Raw genomic sequence first — 20,212 nt, 5'->3', positions numbered from 1 at the left:
CTTATTAGAATCCCAACACGTAAGACCCTACATAGACCAAGTATAAAGGTGAAAATTAAATAAATATTCATAATTTGTAATTCTATTTTGCTAATGTATCTTGTTTCAATTTAAATCAGCTAAAATGATAGTAATCTAAATTATTCCAAACATATTATGTTTATTTTACCAATTTAAGATATGAAGAAAAAAAACCAAGAAATGGCACTTCAATTAGTTAAAAAAACTTACTATTTTAGACCTCACAGGTTTTGAAAACCTGTGAGGTCTGTAAAAACATCCTAATCTTAATACAATGAAACTATTTTTCTCAAAACTAAAAACAACTCCGAATTTAATATTATTTGCAGAAACCATGCAAGTTATTGAAAATCATTACAGTTTTACACCAACAGCCTTTACAAACGGAAACATTAAAAATAAAGCTGGCGAAAATTCTGGGTCTTGCAAATTGTTTGCATTTGCTATTCATCAACAAATCACAAAAGAAGAAACCTTGGCCTGTTTTGGCGAACATTATGCAACTGTTTTAGAAGATACAAATGGAACATCTCACCAAAATATTAGAAATTTTATAGAATTTGGTTTTGATGGTTTAGCTTTTGAAAATGACGCTTTAGCATTGAAATAATAAAGTAAATTGTTTTTTTACGACAAACAGTTTTTATTTAAATTGTTTTTAACCATAAACATATTTTATTTATATTGTTTTTATAAATAACAATTTATTACTAATTTTGTTATTTTAAATAACACTTTTTATGTATATTTGTTATTAAAAATAACAATTATGCTTGCTTTATTTGAACTTCAAGAATTATTTTTAGCGAATCTTTTTGAAAAAGAACGTTACTTAATCAATAAAATAGATTGGTCAAACAGACTAATTGCCATAAAAGGTGCTAGAGGTTCAGGTAAAACAACACTTTTATTGCAAAAAATTAAATTCTATTTACCAGAAGATGCACAACCTTTATATGCTTCTTTAGATAATTTGTATTTTTTAGAAAATAATTTAGTGGATTTAGCAAAAGAATTCGTTTTGCAAGGTGGCACTCATTTATTTTTAGATGAAGTGCATAAATACCCAAATTGGTCCAGAGAAATAAAATTAATTTACGATCAATTTCCGAAATTAAAAACGGTATTTACCTCTTCTTCTATGTTAGAAATTTACAAAGGAGAATCCGATTTAAGCAGAAGAGTTGTCCCTTATTATTTAAAAGAATTATCATTCAGAGAATTTTTACATTTTAGAATTGATAAAGAATTGCCAATTTTTTCTTTAGAAGAAATTTTAACGAATCATAAAAAAATAGCAAGAGAAATTAACACAAAAATTGATACGCCAATTAAGTATTTTAAAGAATATTTAAAATTTGGGAACTATCCTTATTTTTTAGAAAATTTAGAAAGTTATGAGTTAAAATTAATTCAGACGATTAATTTAATTATAGAAGCTGATTTTAATGCAGTTGAAAATATTGCGTATGAAGAAACTAGAAAAATTAAAAAGTTATTAGTTGCTATTGCACAAAGTGTTCCTTTTACACCAAATATTAAAAAGTTAAGCGAACGTTTAGGAATTAACAGAACTTTTTTGATTAACGCTATAAAGTTGCTAAACAGAGCAGATTTAGTATTAGAATTATACAAACCCACAAAAGGTGTTGGAGCACTCACAAAGCCTGAAAAACTGTATTTAAACAACACCAATTTAATTTATGCTTTAGCACCAAAACAAGCAGAAATCGGTACATTAAGAGAAACATTCTTTGCAAACCAAATGAAACACATTCACGAAATTCATTTGGCAGAGAAAGGTGATTTTTTAATCAACAAAAAATATACATTTGAAGTTGGTGGTAAAAATAAATCGACAAAACAAATTCTTGGAATCGAAAATAGTTTTGTGGCTAGAGATGATATGGAAGTTGGTGGGTTGAATATAATTCCTTTGTATTTATTTGGATTTATGTATTGATTTTAAATGTAAATCAGTCCACAATTTTATCAAACCAATTAATAAAAATTACTTTTCTGGTTTACTTTTGATAAAAATTCTTAAACCTTATGGAAACCAAACATTATAATGTATTTGTTATTGGAAGTGGTATTGCTGGACAAACTGCTGCAAAAATTTGTGCCAAAAACGGACTTTCTGTTGCAATTGCAGACAAAAGAGCTTTTGGTGGAACATGTGCCATAAGAGGTTGTGATCCCAAAAAAGTACTCTTACAATTTGCGGATTTGATGCAAAAAACATCACAACTAAAAGGTTTAGGAATTGAAAAAGTTCCCAAAATAAGTTGGAAACATGTTCAAAAATTTCAGAAACAGTTTACTAAAAAAGTTCCTAAAAACACAGAAGAAAATCTTACAAGTTTACATATTGATTTGTATCATCAATCTCCAAAATTCATGAGCAAAAACGAGATTGAAGTTGAAGGAAAAAGAGTTACAGCAGATAAATTTGTGATTGCCTCTGGTTTAACTCCAAGAAAATTAAAATTTAAAGGTGCAGAACATTTAAAAGTTAGTGACGATATTTTTAAATTAAAAAAAGTTCCGAAATCAGCAACATTTATTGGGTCAGGATATGTTGGTATGGAATTTTGTTATTTATTATCAACTTTAGGTTGTAAAGTAACGATGATTGATAGAGGATCGCAAGCCTTATCTCAATTCGATCCGTTTTTAGTCGATCAATTAGTATCATCCATGTCAGAAAATGGTGTTGATTTTATTTTTAATGCCGAAGTTTCATCCATAGAAAAAAAGAAGAAAAACCTTAAAATTACGTATCAACAAAAAGGAAAAAAGAAAACTGTAAAATCTAATATTGCTTTTAATACTTCTGGCAGAGTACCTGCAACTGAATTGTTAGCTTTAGAAAATGCTAATATTAAAAATGATGAATCTGGAATTATTGTAAACGATTTTTTAGTAAATGAAACTAATAAAAATGTTTTTGCTTGTGGAGATGTTTCTAGCAAATCCTTACCATTAACGCCACTTTCTGGGTTGCAAGGTTATATTGTTGGAAATAATATTGTAAAAGAAAATTCAAAAGAATTTGCAAATCCATTGGTGCCTTCTGTAGTTTTTACATACCCTAATTTAGCAACTGTTGGCTATACTGAAGAAGAAGCAAAAAAACGTTACAAGAACATTACTGTTTACAAAGGTGATGCCTCTAATTGGTACAATGCAAAAAAAACGAATGAAAAATTATATGCGTATAAAATTATCGCCAATACCAGAACTAACGAAATTGTTGGAGCACATTTATTAAGCTCACAAGCCAATGAAAACATTAATATTTTTGCAACTGCCATTAACAATAAAATGACAACTGACCAATTTAAAAAATTAATTTTTACCTATCCTTCTTTTACAAATGATTTAAAAAGCATGTTTAAACAACAGTAATGCAACAATTATTAAAAGAAATTAGAAATTGTACCCTTTGTGAACCTCAACTAGATTTAGGTGCAAATCCTATAATTTCAGCAAATAAAAATTCGAAAATTCTCTTAATAAGTCAAGCTCCAGGAAGAATTGCACATTTAAAATCGAAAGCTTGGGATGATCCTAGTGGAAAAGTTTTGCGCAAATGGTTAAATGTTGATGAAACCACTTTTTACAATGCAGACAACTTTGCAATTTTACCAACAGGATTTTGTTATCCTGGAAAAGGAAAAAATGGTGATAAATTACCGAGAAAAGAATGTGCTCCTTTATGGCACGAAAAAGTTATGCATCAATTTAAAAATGTAAAACTTAAAATATTAATTGGTAACTATTCTCAGCAATATTATTTAGAAAACAAACCAAAAACATTAACTGAAACTGTACAAAATTATAAAGATTTTTTACCTGAGTATTTTGCATTACCTCATCCATCTCCAAGAAACAGATTTTGGATTCAGAAAAATCCTTGGTTTATAAATGAGGTGATTCCTGAATTACAAAACAGTATTGCTAAAATCATCAACAATTAAAAGTAGTTTAACTACCTGTAAAAAAAAATCTCATCAAATTGATGAGACTTTTTTTGTTGAGACTTTTTTTAGATTTAATCTAAACCACCTTTTCTTTGTGGCGAACGTGGTTTTGGCCAAGTTCTTTGTTCTCCTGTTCTTTGGTTTATTGGCAATACTATTCTTTCTCTTGATGTTCTTTCTGGATCCTCACTAGCCATATATGCTAAAATTGCTGTAAGAATTACATTGTTTTGCACATCATCAAAAACAATTTTATCATACGTATCTCTGTTTGTGTGCCATGTATAATTCCAATAAGACCAGCTTAAAGAACTTAAGCTAAACCCTGGAGCACCAGCTGCAACAAAAGCTGCATAATCAGAACCTCCACCTCCTGGAGTTCCAGGAAAAGTAGTTTCTATGTGCTTGGTAATATCTCTAGGCACTGCACTTAACCATCTTCCTAAATAATCGTAAGCATGTAAAAATCCTTGACCTGAAATACTTACCACTCTTCCTGTTCCATTATCTTGGTTAAATAAAGCTTGCATATTGTCTACAATTTCTGGATGATCTTCTACAAAAGCTCTAGAACCGTTTAAACCTTGCTCTTCACTTCCCCAATGACCTACCAAAATTGTTCTTTTTGGGTTTGGATATATTTTCTTTAAAATACGTAAAGCTTCCATCATTACTAAAGTTCCTGTACCATTATCAGTTGCTCCTGTACCTCCATCCCAAGAATCGAAATGTGCAGAAAGAATTACGTATTCATCTGGTTTTTCAGTTCCTTTTATTTCTGCTATTGTATTAAAAGTTGGTACATTCCCTAATTCTTTAGCTTTTGCTACTATTTTAATTTGTGGTTTGTCTCCATATTCAACCATTCTATATAACATTCCATAATCTTCTAATTCTAAATCTACTGTAGGTATTTTTTTAGTACTTGCACTAAATATTTTATTTACACCAAAACCACTAGACCATCTTGAAGCTACAATACCAACAGCACCTGCTTTTTCTAACTCTGAAGTTAAATCTCTACCATAACCGATATTACTTAAGTTATCTCTCCAAGCTTTGGTTTGCTCATCTCTTTCATTTTTCATTTTTTCAAATGATTCTTCTGTCGCAAATTCTTCCCAATTGTAATTTGGTCTTCCTGTTGGTTGTTTCATAGACGTCATTACCAATTTGCCTTTTACAGTTGGCAACCATTTGTTAAATTCTTCTTGATTTTCTACAGTTGGTAATATGACCAATTCTGCAGTAACACCCTTATCTGAAGTTCCTGGATTCCAAGCTAATTGTGTTCCCTTTAAAGATTGAACTCTTGGATACACCATATCTATATGTGTAATGCCACGTTCCCAACCACGCCATTCTCCCCATTGTTCATTTCTTGCAGCAATGTCCCAAGATTTATATTTGGCAACTGCCCAATCATTAGCTTGTTTCATTTGTGGAGTTCCAACCAATCTTGGCCCAATAACATCCATAAGTTCATGACCTAACTTTTTAAGTTGTGAGTTTTCATTTGCTTCTGTAACAATACCTTCTATAATTGCTTCTTTATCTTGAGCAACAAGCGAAAATGCTGATAAAAAAAGTACCAACGAAATTGTAAAAATTTTCTTCATAATGTTTAGTTTAGTTAATTGATTAATATTTTGATCCATCGTGTTTTCCTACTTCAAAACCATGTTTACCTAAAAACTGATTTCCAGAATCTATAGCATCTTCTTCTAAAGTTGTACCCATAGAATCATTCCATCTATTTAAATAGCCAAAAAGTGAAATTACACCTAACATTTCTACAATTTCACCTTCATCCCAATATGTATATAATGCTGCTTTAATTTCTGCATTTACTGCATTTGGAACCATAGAAGCAGCCAACGAAAAATCTAATGCTGCTCTTTCTGCCTCAGAAAAAGCGGAATGTGTTTTATATTCCCAAATATTATCTAATTGTTCTTGCTCTGCTCCATAACGTTCTGCAGCTCTTATAGCATGTGCTTGGCAATATCTACAACCTGTAGCATTGCTAGAAACCCAAGCTATCATTCTTTTTAAAGCAGATGTAACTCGCCCTTCATTAGCCATAACAGCTTTATTTAAGTTGATAAACGCCTTAGAAATTGCAGGTCTTCTTTGCATTGTTAAAACGGAATTTGGGCAAAATCCCAAAGTTTCATTAAAAAAGGTTGCTAATTCTTTGGTTTCTAAATCATGTTCTGCTGATAATGGTGTTACTAATGCCATATTTTTATTTTCTTATTAAACTAAAATTCCCTGTTTTTTCGATTGAGAAGCCATTTATATCTGTTAAAATGGCTCTAAACCAATAAGTGTTAGAAGGTAATTTTTTTCCTTCGTAATCGCCATTCCAACCTAAACTATTTTCATCAAACTTAAAAATTAACGTTCCAAATCTGTTAAAAATAAATATTTCTGATGTTGGATAAAACATCCTATCAAATCCTGAAATTTTCCAAAAATCATTCTGTCCATCTTCATTGGGTGTAAAGAATTTTGGATATCCTAAAATTGAAAAGACAAAAGATTCAGTTCCACAACCACCTTTATCTCTAACAAATAAGGTATGTATTCCAGTTGATAAATTCTGAAAAACACCTTCCTCTTTGTAATCTCCAAACTGATCATCAATGGCGAATTCATAATCGCCATTTCCTAAATTTGGGTTGGTAACTTGTATGAAATTGTTATCAGAATCATCAGTTATAAGCACATCGTCTTTAGTTATTGTTGCTTTTTCAGAATCCACAACAGTAATTAGTTGCTCTGAAGATTCGCAACCAGCTTCAGAAATTGCCATTACTGAATAACTTCCAGAAGAAGTAACCGAAATTGTTTCTAAATTTCCAGAGATAATAGATCCTTCATTTTTCCAAATATAGCTATAATTGCCTTGCGCATTTATGGTTTCTAAAGTTACAGAACCAATATCTTCACATAAAATAAACGTTTCTTGGAGTACCTCAAAATCTGGAATTGTAGCGTCTACAACTGCAATAACTTCTATTCTAGCATTAGATTCACAATCAGAATTATTGGCTGCCACAAAATAACTTGTTGTGGAATTTAAAGCTGGTGTTCTAAAATCATTCCCAATAAAAATAGGAACTGTACTCGTTAAAGATTCGTACCAAATTGCTGCTCCAGAAGAAGTTGTTGCACTCAAATTTGCATTTCCAGCACAAATTAAATCTCCTGTAGTATTTACAATAGTTGGTCTTGGATTTACAGTAACTGTAACTGGAGTTCTGTTTAAAGTAGTACATCCACCTACAGAAACTGTAGCATAATAAGTAGTGCTTGTTGTTAAAACTGGTGTTGTAAAATCGTTGCCTGTTGCTATTTGTGAACCTCCTGTTTGTGTGGCAAACCAAAGAATTTGACCTTCATTTGAAGTAGCTGAAATTGTTGCTATACCAGATTCGCAAATGGTTGCATTTGTAGTTGATTGGATTTCTGGAATATAAATACTAGTGCTAGCTACAATACTTAAAGGTGGATCTCCAGGAGCTCCATATTCTACAATATAACCTTTTGGTTGAAAATCTCCAGAAGCATCACCAGTGTTCGTTAAATCGTTCCAAGAACCTGGAATACCAGAACCTGAAGCTGTAATATGTGCATAATCTTCTCCTCTATTTTCAAAATTATTAGGCTCATTAGTATTCCAAAATGCAAAATTTGGAGAACTTCCATTTACACCACCATTCCAAAATATTGTGCCAGCCTCTGGACCTGTAACCCATTTCCAAACATTGGGCGAATCTGCATCACTTCCACCAATCCAACCTGCTCCAGCAGCTTGTTTCCCTGCAAAATCTGCCTCCTCTTGACTTGTTAACGTAGCTAAATATCCTTCTCTTCCAAAATAAGTTCTATTTTCGGCAGCTATTTTAGCGTTTGTCCAGGTAATTCCTTCGTCTGCAACAAATTCATAAAAATGGTCTGTGGAGGGTAAATAGTTTGCATCGTCTATAGTAAAAGAAAAAGATTTTTCTGAAACTACATCTGTTGCAGTTGTTCTAAAAACAACATCTTTTACTGCATTTTCTAATTCTGATAATAAAATTTCTGAAGTTCCATTTGTTGCAGAAAAAGAAAGTTTTCCTTCAGTTGCATCAAAAGTGGTTGAAATATTTGGATAATTTCCTGTTAATTCTAATCTGTCAAAATTAATTTGATATCCTGATGAAATTTGAATAAAGAAAGCTGCAATTCCTGTATCATCTGCATCTGTAATTGTAAAGTCTGTAACAATATTTATGGGACTCCCAATACAAAATGCTTGCCTTCCTTCCGCTGTTATTATAGGTGCAGCATCCGTTTGAGAAAACAGAAAAGGGCTTTTTATCAACAGTAGAAAAAAAAGTATTATATATTTAAAATTTATAGAATTTATCATTTTTACCATCCACTACTTTAGGTTTGCTTATTTTTGTAAGAAAGCACAATTTAATACTTCAATTTTAAAAAAAATAAAAATTATGGTTAAAAATGTAGTTAGTACAAAATGGACACAAAAATCGCAATTTGAAACCGACAACCCAAGTGGATATAAATTTACAATGTTTGATAAATCTCAAGATAATGGCGATGTTGTTGGTTTTGCTCCTAAAGCCCTAATGCTTTCTTCTTTAGCTGGTTGCTCTGGTTTAGATGTAGTTTCTTTGTTAGAAAAAATGCGTGCAGAAGTTGCCGATTTTAATATTGAAGTTACAGCAGAGTTAACAGATGAGCATCCAAAGTTTTACAATAAAGTAAAAGTTGATTATCATTTTTCGGATACTGAATTACAGCCAGAAAAAATTCAAAAAGCAGTAAATTTATCTGTAACCAAATATTGTGGAGTTATGGAAATGTTTCGTCAGTTTGCAGAAGTGGAAATTGAAATTCATTTGCATGATTTAGAAAGTAAATAAAACACTTTGGACTTCAAGTATATAGGTTTGATTTGCAGACTAAAAGTCTGCTTCGTGAAATGCGAAAGCACAACAAATTTATGTGAGTGAAATTCGTGAATTCGTGGCTGAAATTTTTAGAAGCTAAAACGAAATACACTAAACTATATAGTTTTAACTAAAATTTGAGACCAATAAATTTTATGAGATGGACTTTAAAACCAGAACCAACTAAAGAAAAAGTAGCAAAATTGGCGTTCGATTTACAAGTTGATGCCACTATTGCTAAAATTTTATTGCAAAGAAATGTTGAAACTTTTGAAGAAGCAAAAAAGTATTTTAGACCCAGTTTAGCCGATATTCACGATCCTTTTTTAATGAAAGATATGGATTTGGCAGTTGATAGAATTGAAACTGCCATTTTAAACAACGAAAACATCTTAGTTTTTGGTGATTATGATGTTGATGGAACCACTGCTGTTTCTTTAGTTGCTTCTTATTTAAAAACGATTCATCCCAACATTGCAACCTATATTCCTGATAGATATGCAGAAGGTTATGGCATTTCTTATATGGGAATCGATTTTGCAGAAGACAATAATTTTTCGTTAATAATCGCTTTAGATTGTGGTATAAAAGCCATTGATAAAGTTGCGTATGCCAAAGAAAAAAATATCGATTTTATTATTTGCGATCATCATAAACCTGGTAAAGAAATTCCGAAAGCAGTTGCTGTTTTAAACGCAAAAAGAGACGATTGCACCTATCCTTTTGATGAACTTTGTGGTTGTGGAGTTGGTTTTAAATTGATTCAGGCTTTGGGCGTTTCCAGAAATCAAACTATAGAAGATTTTGTGCCTTATTTAGATTTGGTAGCCACTGCAATTGCTGCAGATATTGTACCTATGAATGGCGAAAACAGAGTTTTAGCTTATTTTGGCTTGCAAGTTATCAACCAAAAACCCAGAAACGGAATTCAAGCAATTATTCATCAAATTAAAAAGAAAGAACTCACCATTACAGATGTTGTTTTTATCATTGCTCCAAGAATTAACGCTGCTGGCAGAATGAAACATGGTAACTATGCTGTGGAATTATTAACAGAAATGGATTTAGATGCAGCTATAGAATTTGCTGCAGCTATCGAAATTTTTAATGCTGATAGAAAAGATTTAGATAAAAAAATTACAGATGAGGCTTTAATTCAAATTATTGATAATAAGGAAGAAGAACGATTTACATCCGTAGTTTTTCAAGAAGATTGGCACAAAGGTGTTATTGGAATTGTAGCTTCTAGATTGATAGAAAAATACTACAGGCCTACGTTAGTTTTTACCAAAAGTGGCGATAAATTAGCAGCTTCTGCACGTTCTGTAAAAGGTTTTGATGTATATAATGCATTATTAGAATGTGAGGAATTTATAGAACAATTTGGTGGCCATAAATACGCTGCTGGTTTAACTTTAGATCCAAAAAACTACGAGAATTTTAAAAATAAGTTCGAAGAAGTGGTAGAAAAAACCATTGATAAAAAATTATTAACGCCAGAAATTTCTATTGATGCAGAAATTGAACTTTCTGAAATTACGCCTAAATTCTTTAGAATTATTCAACAAATGGCACCTTTTGGCCCTATGAATATGAAACCTACTTTTACATCTACTTGTGTCAGAGATAATGGTTATGGAAAAAAAGTTGGTAAGGAACAAACGCATTTAAAATTAAATGTTTTTCAAGGTGATAATAAAAAAACCTATAATGCAATTGGTTTTAATTTGGGTGATAAAATGGAATTTGTAGAAAATGATTTTGATATCGTCTATTCTTTGGATGAAAACGAATGGAATGGTTTTAAATCGATTCAGTTATTGCTAAAAGATTTAAAGTAATTTCTTATTTGACACATTTTACAAAATACAAAACACTGATAATCTTTTTATTACATTTAATTATAGTTATGTTTTAAAATAAGATCAGCTGACTGATCTTATTTTGCTATATTTGTAATTAGAACCAAAAAACTAATCTTAAATGAGTTTATTAAGCGCATTTTCTAAAGAACAAATTATTGATAAAATAGAATTTGAAAACCCTTGGTGGAAAAAAAATAAGATTGATGATTATTATTCATCAATGAAAAGAAGACTTTATTTTAATTTATTTTCTCCACTAATTTATGAGAAAAAAATAAAAAGAGCAGTTGTTTTAATGGGACCAAGAAGAGTTGGGAAAACTGTAATGCTTTTTCATTTAGTTCAAGATTTGATAGATCATAAAGTACCTTCAAAAAAAATTTGCTATTTATCCATTGAAAATCCTATTTATAATGGGCTCTCTTTAGAAGAGATGCTAATTCATTTTTTGAGGTTCACGAAACAAGATGATTCAGAAGAATTATTTATCATTTTTGATGAAATTCAATATTTAAAAAACTGGGAGGTACATTTAAAAACACTAGTCGATTCTTATCATAAAATTAAATTTATTGTTTCTGGCTCTGCTGCAGCTGCTTTAAAGTTAAAAAGTATAGAATCAGGAGCAGGAAGATTTACAGATTTTATGCTACCCCCATTAACGTTTCATGAATATATTGACTTAAAAGATTTATCTCATTTAATTTCTTTAAAAATTAAAAAATGGAAAGGAATTTCTGGGAATTATTATCACACCAATAAAATTAATGAACTAAATAATCACTTTATAGATTATATTAATTTTGGAGGCTATCCTGAAGTTTCTTTATCAAATGAAATTCAATCTGATCCTGGTAGATATATTAGAAACGATATTATTGACAAAGTTCTTTTGAGAGATTTACCTAGTTTATACGGAATAAAAGATGTGCAAGAATTAAACTCTTTGTTTACAACAATTGCATATAATTCAGGTAATGAATTTACATACGAACAACTCGCAATAAGTTCTGGCGTAGCAAAAAACACTCTTAAAAGATACATTGAATATTTAGAAGCTGCTTTTTTAATTAGAGTAATTAATAAAATAGATCAAAATTCTAAAAAATTCAAAAGAGCAACATCTTTTAAAATTTATCTAACAAATCCATCATTAAGGAGTGCTTTATTTTCCCCACTTAAAAAAGATGACGATTTTATTCGGAATATGGTTGAAACAGCAATTTTTTCACAGTGGGGTCATAATACAGGTTTTACTCCATATTATGCTAGATGGAAAAACGGTGAGGTTGATATTGTTAGTTTATCAAACGAAAAACAAAAACCTCTTTGGGCTGTTGAAATTAAATGGAGTAATAGATTTGTTAAAAGTCTACAAAAACTTTCAAATCTTAAATCTTTTTGCCTAAAAAATAAACTAGACAGAACTTTAGTTACAACTTTAGATATTGAAGAAATTAAAGAAGATGATGGTTTAACTTATGATTTTACACCAAGTAGCATTTACTGCTATACAGTTGGTAGAAATGCTATTGATCGAAAGATAAACAAAACAATGGCCATTACCCATTAGCAATTAAAGAATAAAAATCTAACCAATAAATTTTAAAATATTTGAACTAGTTTATTATTTACTATGATAAATGAAATACAAAGTACTTATATTTAAATCTTTATACAATATCCTATATCGAAATTAAAATAAGATTAGTTAACTAACCTTATTTGACTTAATTATATAATCAAGGAAAAAAAATAAAAACAAATTGATTATTTACGGAATTAGCGGACTTGGTGCAGATAAAAGAGTTTTTCAATTTTTAAAATTGGAGCATGAATTTACACCCATAGATTGGATTGATCCTTTAAAAAACGAATCTATAACTGAGTATGCTAAACGTTTTTCATCTGTAATTGATACTTCAGAAAAATTTTGTGTTTTAGGTGTTAGTTTTGGTGGTTTGATCGCTGTAGAAATCAATAAGTTTCTAAATCCTGAATTAACCATTTTAATTTCGTCAGCAGAAACTAGAAACGAAATCCCTTTAATTTACAGAATGCTTGGAGAAACAAAGGTTGTTAAAATAATTCCAGCAAAGCTATTGAATCCTCCAAGATGGATTGCCAACAGATTATTTGGTACAAAACAAAAAAAATTATTGAATGAAATTTTAAATGACACTGATTTAAAGTTCACAAAATGGGCAGTTCAAGAATTATCTACTTGGAAAAACGAACAAAAAGTTGAAAATGTATTAAAAATAGTCGGCACAAAAGACAAATTAATTCCACTAAAAGAAGACAAAAACATCCACTTAATAAAAGGTGGAGGCCATTTAATGATTATTGATAATGCTGATGAAGTCAGTAAAATTATTAATAAAGAAATTAAAAATTTAGATTAACTTTTGTAATTAGCTTTCCAGTTTATAATAAAAAACTATACATGCTGATCAATCAATATAGCATTTCCATCAGGATCCATAACTACAAAACTTCCTTTTCCTGAGGTGGTTTCATCAACTTCCGATTCTAATTGAACACCTTCTTTTTTTAAATGTTTTTGGATGGTTCTTACATCATCAAACTCCTCTAATTGCTTGGCATTTTCATCCCAGCCAGGATTAAACGTTAAAATATTATTTTCAAACATTCCTTGAAAAAGACCAATTAGAGAATTTCCATTTTTAAGAATTAAATAATTTTTTTCGATTTCTCCTGCAAAGACTTTAAACCCTAAGTTTTCATAAAACGCTTTCGATTTATGAATATCTTTTACTGCTAAACTCATAGAAAATGCACCTAATTTCATAATTATTGTTTTTGATTGGTGCCTTAAAGTTAGTAAAAAAACATTAGATTATTTTTCAGAAACTAAATTCTCAAAAGAGCAATTGTAAAAAGCAATCGTGTTTTCCCCTTTGGGGAATTAAAAGGGGCCTTACCCACCAATAGTGCTCATACTTTCAGAGGCACTTCCACTTTTACGATTTGCTTCTGCAATAAATCCGTTTTTTGGTTTTTCTTTAATCAAACTTAAAAAAAGGTCTTTTAAGTCTTCATTAGAAGCGCCTTTTCTTATAAAATCACGCAGATTAAAAACACCATCATCAAACAAACAATTTTTAAAAGTTCCTGTAGATGTGATTCTTATTCTGTTACAATCGTTACAAATAGTTCTTGTAAATGCAGGAATAATACCAAAAGTTCCTATATGGTTTTCAATTGAATAATTCCTTGAAGTTGATGATTTTTCTGATTGAATTTCTTGAACATCAAACTCGGTTTTTACCTCTTCTAAAATTTTTCTAAACGTCCAGCTTTCTTGCATTTTACGTTGTCCTTTTCCATTAAAAGGCATTTCTTCAATGAAACGTACAGCAACATTTTTATCTTTCGTTAATCTTACAAAATCGACGATTTCATCCGTATTAAAACCAGATTGTACAACCACATTTAGTTTTAAATTTAAACTACTTTTTTCAAGTAATTCAAACGTTTTATAAACTTCTGGATATACATCTCTTCTTGTAATTTTCGCAAATTTTTCTCTATGTAAACTATCAATACTTAAATTGATATTCTTCACTTTTTTAAGCTGCTCAATTTTATCAATATGATGCGAAATTAAAGCGCCATTTGTAGTGATATTAATAGCATCTAACAAATCGTTATGAGACAACATTTCTAAAAAACCTACAAAATCCTTACGTACAAAAGGTTCTCCACCTGTTAAACGCACTTTGTTTACGCCCAATTCTGTTAGCACACGAATTAAACGATACATTTCTTTAAAAGTCAATAATTCTTGTCTGGGCACAATATCAATTCCATGAGCAGGCATGCAATATTGGCAACGCAAATTACAACGATCTGTAACTGCCAATCGCACGTAACTTATTTGTCTTCCAAAGCTGTCTGTTAGTTTGCTCATTTAATTAGGCAATTTTTTACTAATTAATCCATACAAAAAAGCTCCTAAAAGTGCTCCAATTATTAAGATGATTGCTGGAATTAATTCAAACCCAAGAATTACAAAAACAGGTGCTGCACAAGCTCCAGAAATTCCCCAGCCTAAACCAAACAATGTTCCTCCAAAAATAGTACTGATAACACCTTCCTTCTTTGGTTTTGGAACGATTTTATTTCCATGAATGTCTTTTATTTTTCCATATTTAAACAACTGCATAAAGATAGCAGAAATTACAACTGCACCTCCAATAACTCCATACATATGGAACGATTGAAACTTAAACATTTCGTAAAAACGGTACCAAGAAATTGCTTGAACTTTACTCAAAACAATTGCGAAAAAAATTCCGAGAATTAAAAATTTAATGTTTTTCATTTGACTATATTTTTTGATTTCACTTCGACAAGCTCAATGTGATATTTTTATTTTATATTAAGTTATATCAAAACTAAATCCATTTTCAGTTTTAATACCTACAGGGTTTTTAAAACCTTGCAGGAAAAATTATAATTATTTGTTTAAAAAAGCATCGGAATTATAAACCAAGTTGCGATAATTCCACCAATAAAAAAACCTATAACAGCTAATAAAGATGGCAATTGCAAACTACTTAAACCTGTAATTGCATGTCCAGAAGTACAGCCTCCTGCATAACGTGTTCCAAAACCGATTAAAATTCCTGACACTATTAAAATTAAAAACCCTTTGAGTGATGAGTAGGCATTTTCTCCAAATATTTCATCGGGAAAATATTGATTGCCAACATTGCTGAAACCTAAATCTGTAAGTTCTTGAACGGTTTTTGGATTTAAATCGATTGTTTGATTTGGAATTAAATAATAAGCTGCAATAAAACCACCAATAACTAAACCAATTACAAACATCAAAGCAAAATCTCTTTGTTTCCAATCTTTTTTAAAATAATCTGAAACTTTACCTGCTCCAGCCATGGTGCAAAGTGTTTCAAAATTTGTGGAAGCACCAAAATTTTGACCGAAATAAAAATATAATAAAAGTGATATTGCTATTAAGGGGCCACCAATAAACCAAGGCCAGGGTTGTAATAAAAATTCCATAATTTGTTTTATTTTAATTTGTTCTCGATACAATTTTGATGAAAAATCAAAATCGTTCAAAATAAAAATTTTTAAATTTTATCTTTTAGATACTCCATTATTAAATTCGTTGCACCAAGATTGTCTTCAATATATTTTTTGTTGATGTTTCCTATTAAACTTCTACAATTTGCATCGTTTTTTAAAGCTATAAAATTTTTATTGAATTCTGCTTGATTTTTAATAGAAATACAACCTCCTATTTTTACCAAATCTTTAGCTTCTTGAAATTTGTCGAATTTATCACCAATAATTACTGGAACTCCAAAAGTAGCTGGTTCTAAAATATTATGCAAACCTGTTTTTAAGCCTCCACCAACATAAACCAAATCTGCAGCTGCATAAATTTTGGTTAAAATACCAATTGTATCAATAATAAAAACCTGATATTCTTTTAATTTTTTATCAGCTTTATCAGAAAATAAAACACTTTTTTTGTGGATTGATTTTTGTAAATCTAAAATAGCATCACTTTTAATATTATGAGGCGCAATTATAAATTTCTCGTTTTCTGAAGCATTGTTGTTTATGTAATTTACTAATAAATCTTCATCTTCTTGCCAAGTACTTCCTGCAACAATTGTGTATTGATTATTTTTAAATTCCGTTATAAAACCCAGAGAATTATCTTGTTCTAAAATTTTTGAAACTCGATCAAAACGAGTATCTCCAGCAATTGTAACATTTGTAAAATTAATTGATTCTAATAAGTCCTTAGAAGTATTATTCTGAACAAAAAAGTGATGAAAAGCCTCTAAGGATTTTCTCATAAAACCTCCATACCATTTAAAGAAAACTTGTTGTTCTCTTACAATTCCAGACACTAAAATTGTAGGAATTTCTTTCTTTTTTAGTTCCTTTAAAAAATTTGGCCAAAATTCATATTTAATAAAAATTGCGACTGTAGGATTTACAGTAGCTATAAATTTTTGGGCGTTTGCTTTTGAATCTAGAGGTAAATAACAAACAACATCTGCCAGTTTGTAATTTCTTCTTACTTCATAACCAGAAGGAGAAAAAAAAGTAACTAAGATTTTGTAACTTTTATGACTTTTTTTTAATTCTTCTATAATAGGAATGGCTTGTTCAAATTCGCCTAAAGAAGCAGCATGAAACCAAATAGTATTCGCGTTTTTTAGTGAAGATATTTTACGAAAAGTTTGTTTTCTTCCGTCAACAAAAAGTTTTATTTTTTTACTGAAGATTGCTGCAATTTTCAAAAAAAATGTTGCTACAAATACAATGATAGTATACAAAAAATTCATACCCGTAAAAGTACAAAAATGAAAGAGTAGTATTCACAAAAAAAAGTTACTCTTTTGCGAGTAACTTTCTTTATTATAACAATATTAAAATTTAGCGTCCCCCAACATTCAAGATTATGTCATTGCTATAATTACTATAAATGTAACTAAAAACAACATTGCAACTCACAAAAATGTTCTAAAATGCATTTATAATGTTCTGAATATTATTTTTTTATAGTAAATCTATAACATTTACTAAATTTTGGTTGTATTTTTTTCCAATTGGTAATAGTACGTTTTTAATTTTTGCAGTGTTTGTTCTTATTTGATCAAGATATTTTATGTTGATAATATAACTTCGATGAATTCTTACAAAATCTTCATTTAACTTACTAATTATATCATTTAAACTAGCTCTTACAACAAGTTTTTGGTCATTTTTTTGAAAAATCTCAGTATAAACATGTGCGCTTTTTAAATATAAAATATCATCGAATATAATTTTATTGTAACCCCCTTTATCTTTTATAAAAAGTGTGTTTTTATTTATGGCTTCTTCTTCATTTATTTTAGCTTTTTCTTTTGAAAAATTATGCAAAGCAATTTCTATAGATGTAAATAATTCTTCTTTAGAAAATGGTTTCACTAAATAACCATTTGGCAAGACCTCTTTTGCTAGGTTCAAAGTAGCTAAATCTGAATTTGCCGTTAAAAACACAAAAGGGAAATTGTATAAACTTCTAATTTGCTTTGCAATATCAATTCCTGTTTTTTTTCCTGATAAATTGATATCCAAAAAAGCAAAATCAGGTTCGTCTTTTTGTATTGTAAGCATTGCCTCTGTATAGTTAATGGCAGGCTCTAAAGTATCATAACCCAATTCTTTTAGTGTTTTACAAATGTTATCTGCAATAAGAATTTCATCTTCTACTACTAATATTTTTGTTTTTGCCATTTTGTTTTTTTTATATATTAAATAACATTTTAAAAAAATATTGCTCTTAAAATAACCTTACTTTTATTTTTGATTGCTGTTTTTATAATTTAACCATTATTCAATTTGATTTCGAATACTTGAATCTTTAAAGGTGAGTACAAACCTAGTACCAGGTTTTCTAATAAGTTGAAAAGTACCATGAAGTTGTTTAATTAATCTTTTTACTAATTTTAAACCTATACTTTTAGAGGTTTCTATATTAAAATCTTCAGGAATACCAATTCCATTATCTTCAATTATTAGTTTATAGGTGGCATCTTTTTGTTTTTCGATTTCAATTGAAATTTTATTTACTTCATCGTTTTTATCTTTAAATGCATATTTATAGGTATTTGTTACTATTTCATTAACAATTAAACCTAATGGAATTGCAGTATCAACATCAAAAAAAATATTTTTTACGTTAATTACTTTTATTACTTCTTTTTCTGGTTGATGAACAAATGAAATTTCATTTAATAGCGAAATTATGTAGTCATTAAAATCGATAAAATCTCCTTGGTTTCTATAGAGTTTTTGATGAATTAAAGCCATCGATTTTACTCTATTTTTTCCATCATTAAATAATTTAATCGCTTTTTCATCTTCGATTCCTTCCGATTGAAATTCTAACAAGCTTTCTATTACTTGAAAGTTATTTTTTACACGATGATGCACTTCTTTAATCAATAATTCTTTTTCATCTAAGGCGTCATTAATAATTAAGTTTTTCTCTGAAAGTTCTTTAGATTGTCTTCTAATTTTTATTAAAATTAATAACATAATAATTAGTAGCACCAAACTTAACACACTTATTACAGTATATAATTTAGTTTTATCTTTTTCTAAAGTTATCTCTTCTTCTTTATCTTTAATAGCTTGTTCTGTATTGTAATTCGCTATATTTTCAGACAATTCTTCAGAATATATTTTACGAGTAAGTTGTATAACTTTATCCTTATATTCTAATGCTTCTATATAATAATTATGGGTTTGTAATGTTGAAGAAATATTTTGGATGACTCTTAAATATTCATTTGAATTAAGACTTTTAGAAAACGAATCTAGTTTTTTCACCAACTCTAATACATTATTAACTTTAAATTTATTTTGTATTTCTTTTTGCAAAGGATCCTCTTTAGATAAACGCCCAGAAAGATGAGAGTAAAGATAGTAAGTACTTTCTCTAGAGCTAGAGTTGTATAGCTTATCCATTAAAAATAGTACTCTTTCAGTATGGCCACCTTGGTAAATATAAGCGTCAATTAAATGACTAATGGTACTATAATAAAACATACTTTTTTCTGGCAACTCTTTTTCTAATACCAAACACTTTTCACTAACCTCAATATATTCTTGTAATTTATTTTCGGCAACTAAAAAATCTGTTAAATGATAAGAAAAAATAATTTCTAACTCAATATCTTTTAAATCTTTTGCAATTTTTACACCTTCTAAAGCAAGTTGTTTTCCTTCTTTAATTTTGTTTTCAATCAACAACATTACAATAGGGTGTATTTTTAGTTTTGTTTTTGCCCACAAGTAGTTTGCATCTTTGTCATTAAATTGATCAATATAATTTTCTAGTTTCTTTTGTTCTTTTGATGCTAAATCTAGATTTCCTTCATTTCTTAAATTACAAATATTGATCCACTTTATATTAAAAAAAACAACATTTATAGCTTTTTTATTTTTAGGGTCTTTAATATTTGTAATTATATAGTTTGATACCTCTTCAAAACTTACCAACTTATTACTAAGAATTTTATTTGTAAACTCAAAGTAGTTATTATAAGAAACATTATTATTTGTTATTATCTTATCTAGAAGTTTGCTGTAAGGGTTTTGATTAAGAGTTTTTAGATGATATTTTGCAGAATCCAGTTTATTTAAAACAATAAACTTTTCTATTTTTTGAAGCTTTTTTTCAGATTGTGAGAACAAAAAGAATGGCAAAAGCATTAAGATTAAAAGCTGAGGGTATTTCATCTAATTTTATTTTGGATTATAAAGTTAGCGAAACATCCTTATAAATGACAAAAAAAAGCAAAAAAAAACCTAAACA

At 29.2% G+C, this 20,212-nt stretch carries 18 protein-coding genes; 8 read left to right on the top strand and 10 right to left on the bottom strand.

Annotated elements, in window-relative coordinates; genetic code table 11:
- The first annotated feature begins 295 nt into the window (after positions 1–295).
- The 4 genes from P161_RS0108735 to P161_RS0108720 all read left to right on the top strand — a co-directional run bounded on the left by P161_RS0108735 (position 296) and on the right by P161_RS0108720 (position 4,004).
- Complete coding sequence (locus P161_RS0108735) at positions 296–631, top strand: HopJ type III effector protein (protein WP_026776629.1); 336 nt, start codon at positions 296–298, stop codon at positions 629–631.
- Positions 632–790: 159 nt separating this feature from the next.
- Entirely contained in the window at positions 791–1,984 is a 1,194-nt protein-coding gene (locus P161_RS0108730; protein ID WP_026776628.1) for an ATP-binding protein, read from the top strand.
- A gap of 89 nt (positions 1,985–2,073) precedes the next feature.
- Entirely contained in the window at positions 2,074–3,432 is a 1,359-nt protein-coding gene (locus P161_RS0108725; protein WP_026776627.1) for an NAD(P)/FAD-dependent oxidoreductase, read from the top strand.
- Entirely contained in the window at positions 3,432–4,004 is a 573-nt protein-coding gene (locus P161_RS0108720; protein ID WP_026776626.1) for a uracil-DNA glycosylase family protein, read from the top strand. The genes P161_RS0108725 and P161_RS0108720 overlap by 1 nt, the downstream gene beginning before the upstream one ends.
- Positions 4,005–4,078: 74 nt before the next feature.
- Here P161_RS0108720 and P161_RS0108715 read toward each other — a convergent pair whose 3' ends face one another.
- The 3 genes from P161_RS0108715 to P161_RS0108705 are packed head-to-tail and all read right to left on the bottom strand — an operon-like array spanning position 4,079 to position 8,427.
- Positions 4,079–5,626 carry a M20/M25/M40 family metallo-hydrolase gene (locus P161_RS0108715; RefSeq protein ID WP_026776625.1) on the bottom strand — a complete coding sequence of 516 codons (1,548 nt, stop codon included), beginning with the start codon at positions 5,624–5,626 and terminating at the stop codon, positions 4,079–4,081.
- A 22-nt stretch (positions 5,627–5,648) separates the two neighbouring features.
- Complete coding sequence (locus P161_RS0108710; RefSeq protein WP_026776624.1) at positions 5,649–6,251, bottom strand: carboxymuconolactone decarboxylase family protein; 603 nt, start codon at positions 6,249–6,251, stop codon at positions 5,649–5,651.
- A 4-nt stretch (positions 6,252–6,255) separates the two neighbouring features.
- A complete protein-coding gene (locus P161_RS0108705) occupies positions 6,256–8,427 on the bottom strand; it encodes a T9SS type B sorting domain-containing protein (protein ID WP_026776623.1) in 2,172 nt (723 codons plus the stop codon).
- 82 nt (positions 8,428–8,509) lie between these two features.
- Between P161_RS0108705 and P161_RS0108700 the strand changes: the two genes are divergently transcribed.
- From P161_RS0108700 to P161_RS0108685, 4 genes are all read left to right on the top strand, one after another.
- On the top strand, positions 8,510–8,944 hold the full coding sequence (locus P161_RS0108700; RefSeq protein ID WP_026776622.1) for an OsmC family protein: 435 nt from the start codon (positions 8,510–8,512) through the stop codon (positions 8,942–8,944).
- Between the two features lie 182 nt (positions 8,945–9,126).
- The gene (recJ, locus tag P161_RS0108695) at positions 9,127–10,812 is read left to right on the top strand and encodes a single-stranded-DNA-specific exonuclease RecJ (RefSeq protein ID WP_026776621.1); all 1,686 of its coding nucleotides are present in this window, start codon (positions 9,127–9,129) and stop codon (positions 10,810–10,812) included.
- A 142-nt stretch (positions 10,813–10,954) separates the two neighbouring features.
- Positions 10,955–12,409: an ATP-binding protein gene (locus P161_RS0108690; RefSeq protein WP_026776620.1), complete on the top strand. Its 1,455-nt coding sequence runs from the start codon at positions 10,955–10,957 to the stop codon at positions 12,407–12,409.
- 193 nt (positions 12,410–12,602) lie between these two features.
- On the top strand, positions 12,603–13,241 hold the full coding sequence (locus P161_RS0108685; RefSeq protein ID WP_026776619.1) for an alpha/beta hydrolase: 639 nt from the start codon (positions 12,603–12,605) through the stop codon (positions 13,239–13,241).
- Positions 13,242–13,276: 35 nt separating this feature from the next.
- Here P161_RS0108685 and P161_RS0108680 read toward each other — a convergent pair whose 3' ends face one another.
- The 7 genes from P161_RS0108680 to P161_RS19090 form a co-directional block, all read right to left on the bottom strand.
- Positions 13,277–13,648 carry a VOC family protein gene (locus P161_RS0108680; RefSeq protein ID WP_026776618.1) on the bottom strand — a complete coding sequence of 124 codons (372 nt, stop codon included), beginning with the start codon at positions 13,646–13,648 and terminating at the stop codon, positions 13,277–13,279.
- A 129-nt stretch (positions 13,649–13,777) separates the two neighbouring features.
- Entirely contained in the window at positions 13,778–14,770 is a 993-nt protein-coding gene (moaA, locus tag P161_RS0108675) for a GTP 3',8-cyclase MoaA (protein WP_026776617.1), read from the bottom strand.
- Positions 14,771–15,184 carry a YeeE/YedE thiosulfate transporter family protein gene (locus P161_RS0108670; RefSeq protein WP_026776616.1) on the bottom strand — a complete coding sequence of 138 codons (414 nt, stop codon included), beginning with the start codon at positions 15,182–15,184 and terminating at the stop codon, positions 14,771–14,773.
- A gap of 143 nt (positions 15,185–15,327) precedes the next feature.
- Positions 15,328–15,945 carry a YeeE/YedE family protein gene (locus P161_RS0108665; RefSeq protein ID WP_302846537.1) on the bottom strand — a complete coding sequence of 206 codons (618 nt, stop codon included), beginning with the start codon at positions 15,943–15,945 and terminating at the stop codon, positions 15,328–15,330.
- A gap of 11 nt (positions 15,946–15,956) precedes the next feature.
- Positions 15,957–17,189 carry a 3-deoxy-D-manno-octulosonic acid transferase gene (locus P161_RS0108660; protein WP_026776614.1) on the bottom strand — a complete coding sequence of 411 codons (1,233 nt, stop codon included), beginning with the start codon at positions 17,187–17,189 and terminating at the stop codon, positions 15,957–15,959.
- A 214-nt stretch (positions 17,190–17,403) separates the two neighbouring features.
- Positions 17,404–18,126, bottom strand: a complete 723-nt coding sequence (locus tag P161_RS0108655) for a LytTR family DNA-binding domain-containing protein (RefSeq protein WP_026776613.1) — start codon at positions 18,124–18,126, stop codon at positions 17,404–17,406.
- A gap of 96 nt (positions 18,127–18,222) precedes the next feature.
- Positions 18,223–20,136, bottom strand: a complete 1,914-nt coding sequence (locus P161_RS19090) for a sensor histidine kinase (RefSeq protein ID WP_051605704.1) — start codon at positions 20,134–20,136, stop codon at positions 18,223–18,225.
- Between the last annotated feature and the right edge of the window lie 76 nt (positions 20,137–20,212).

This window comes from Polaribacter sp. Hel_I_88 (assembly GCF_000687935.1).
In the GTDB taxonomy this organism is placed as follows: Bacteria; Bacteroidota; Bacteroidia; order Flavobacteriales; family Flavobacteriaceae; genus Polaribacter.
The sequence above is the reverse complement of the archived record's forward strand: the minus strand, read 5'-3'. Positions and strand labels throughout refer to the sequence as shown.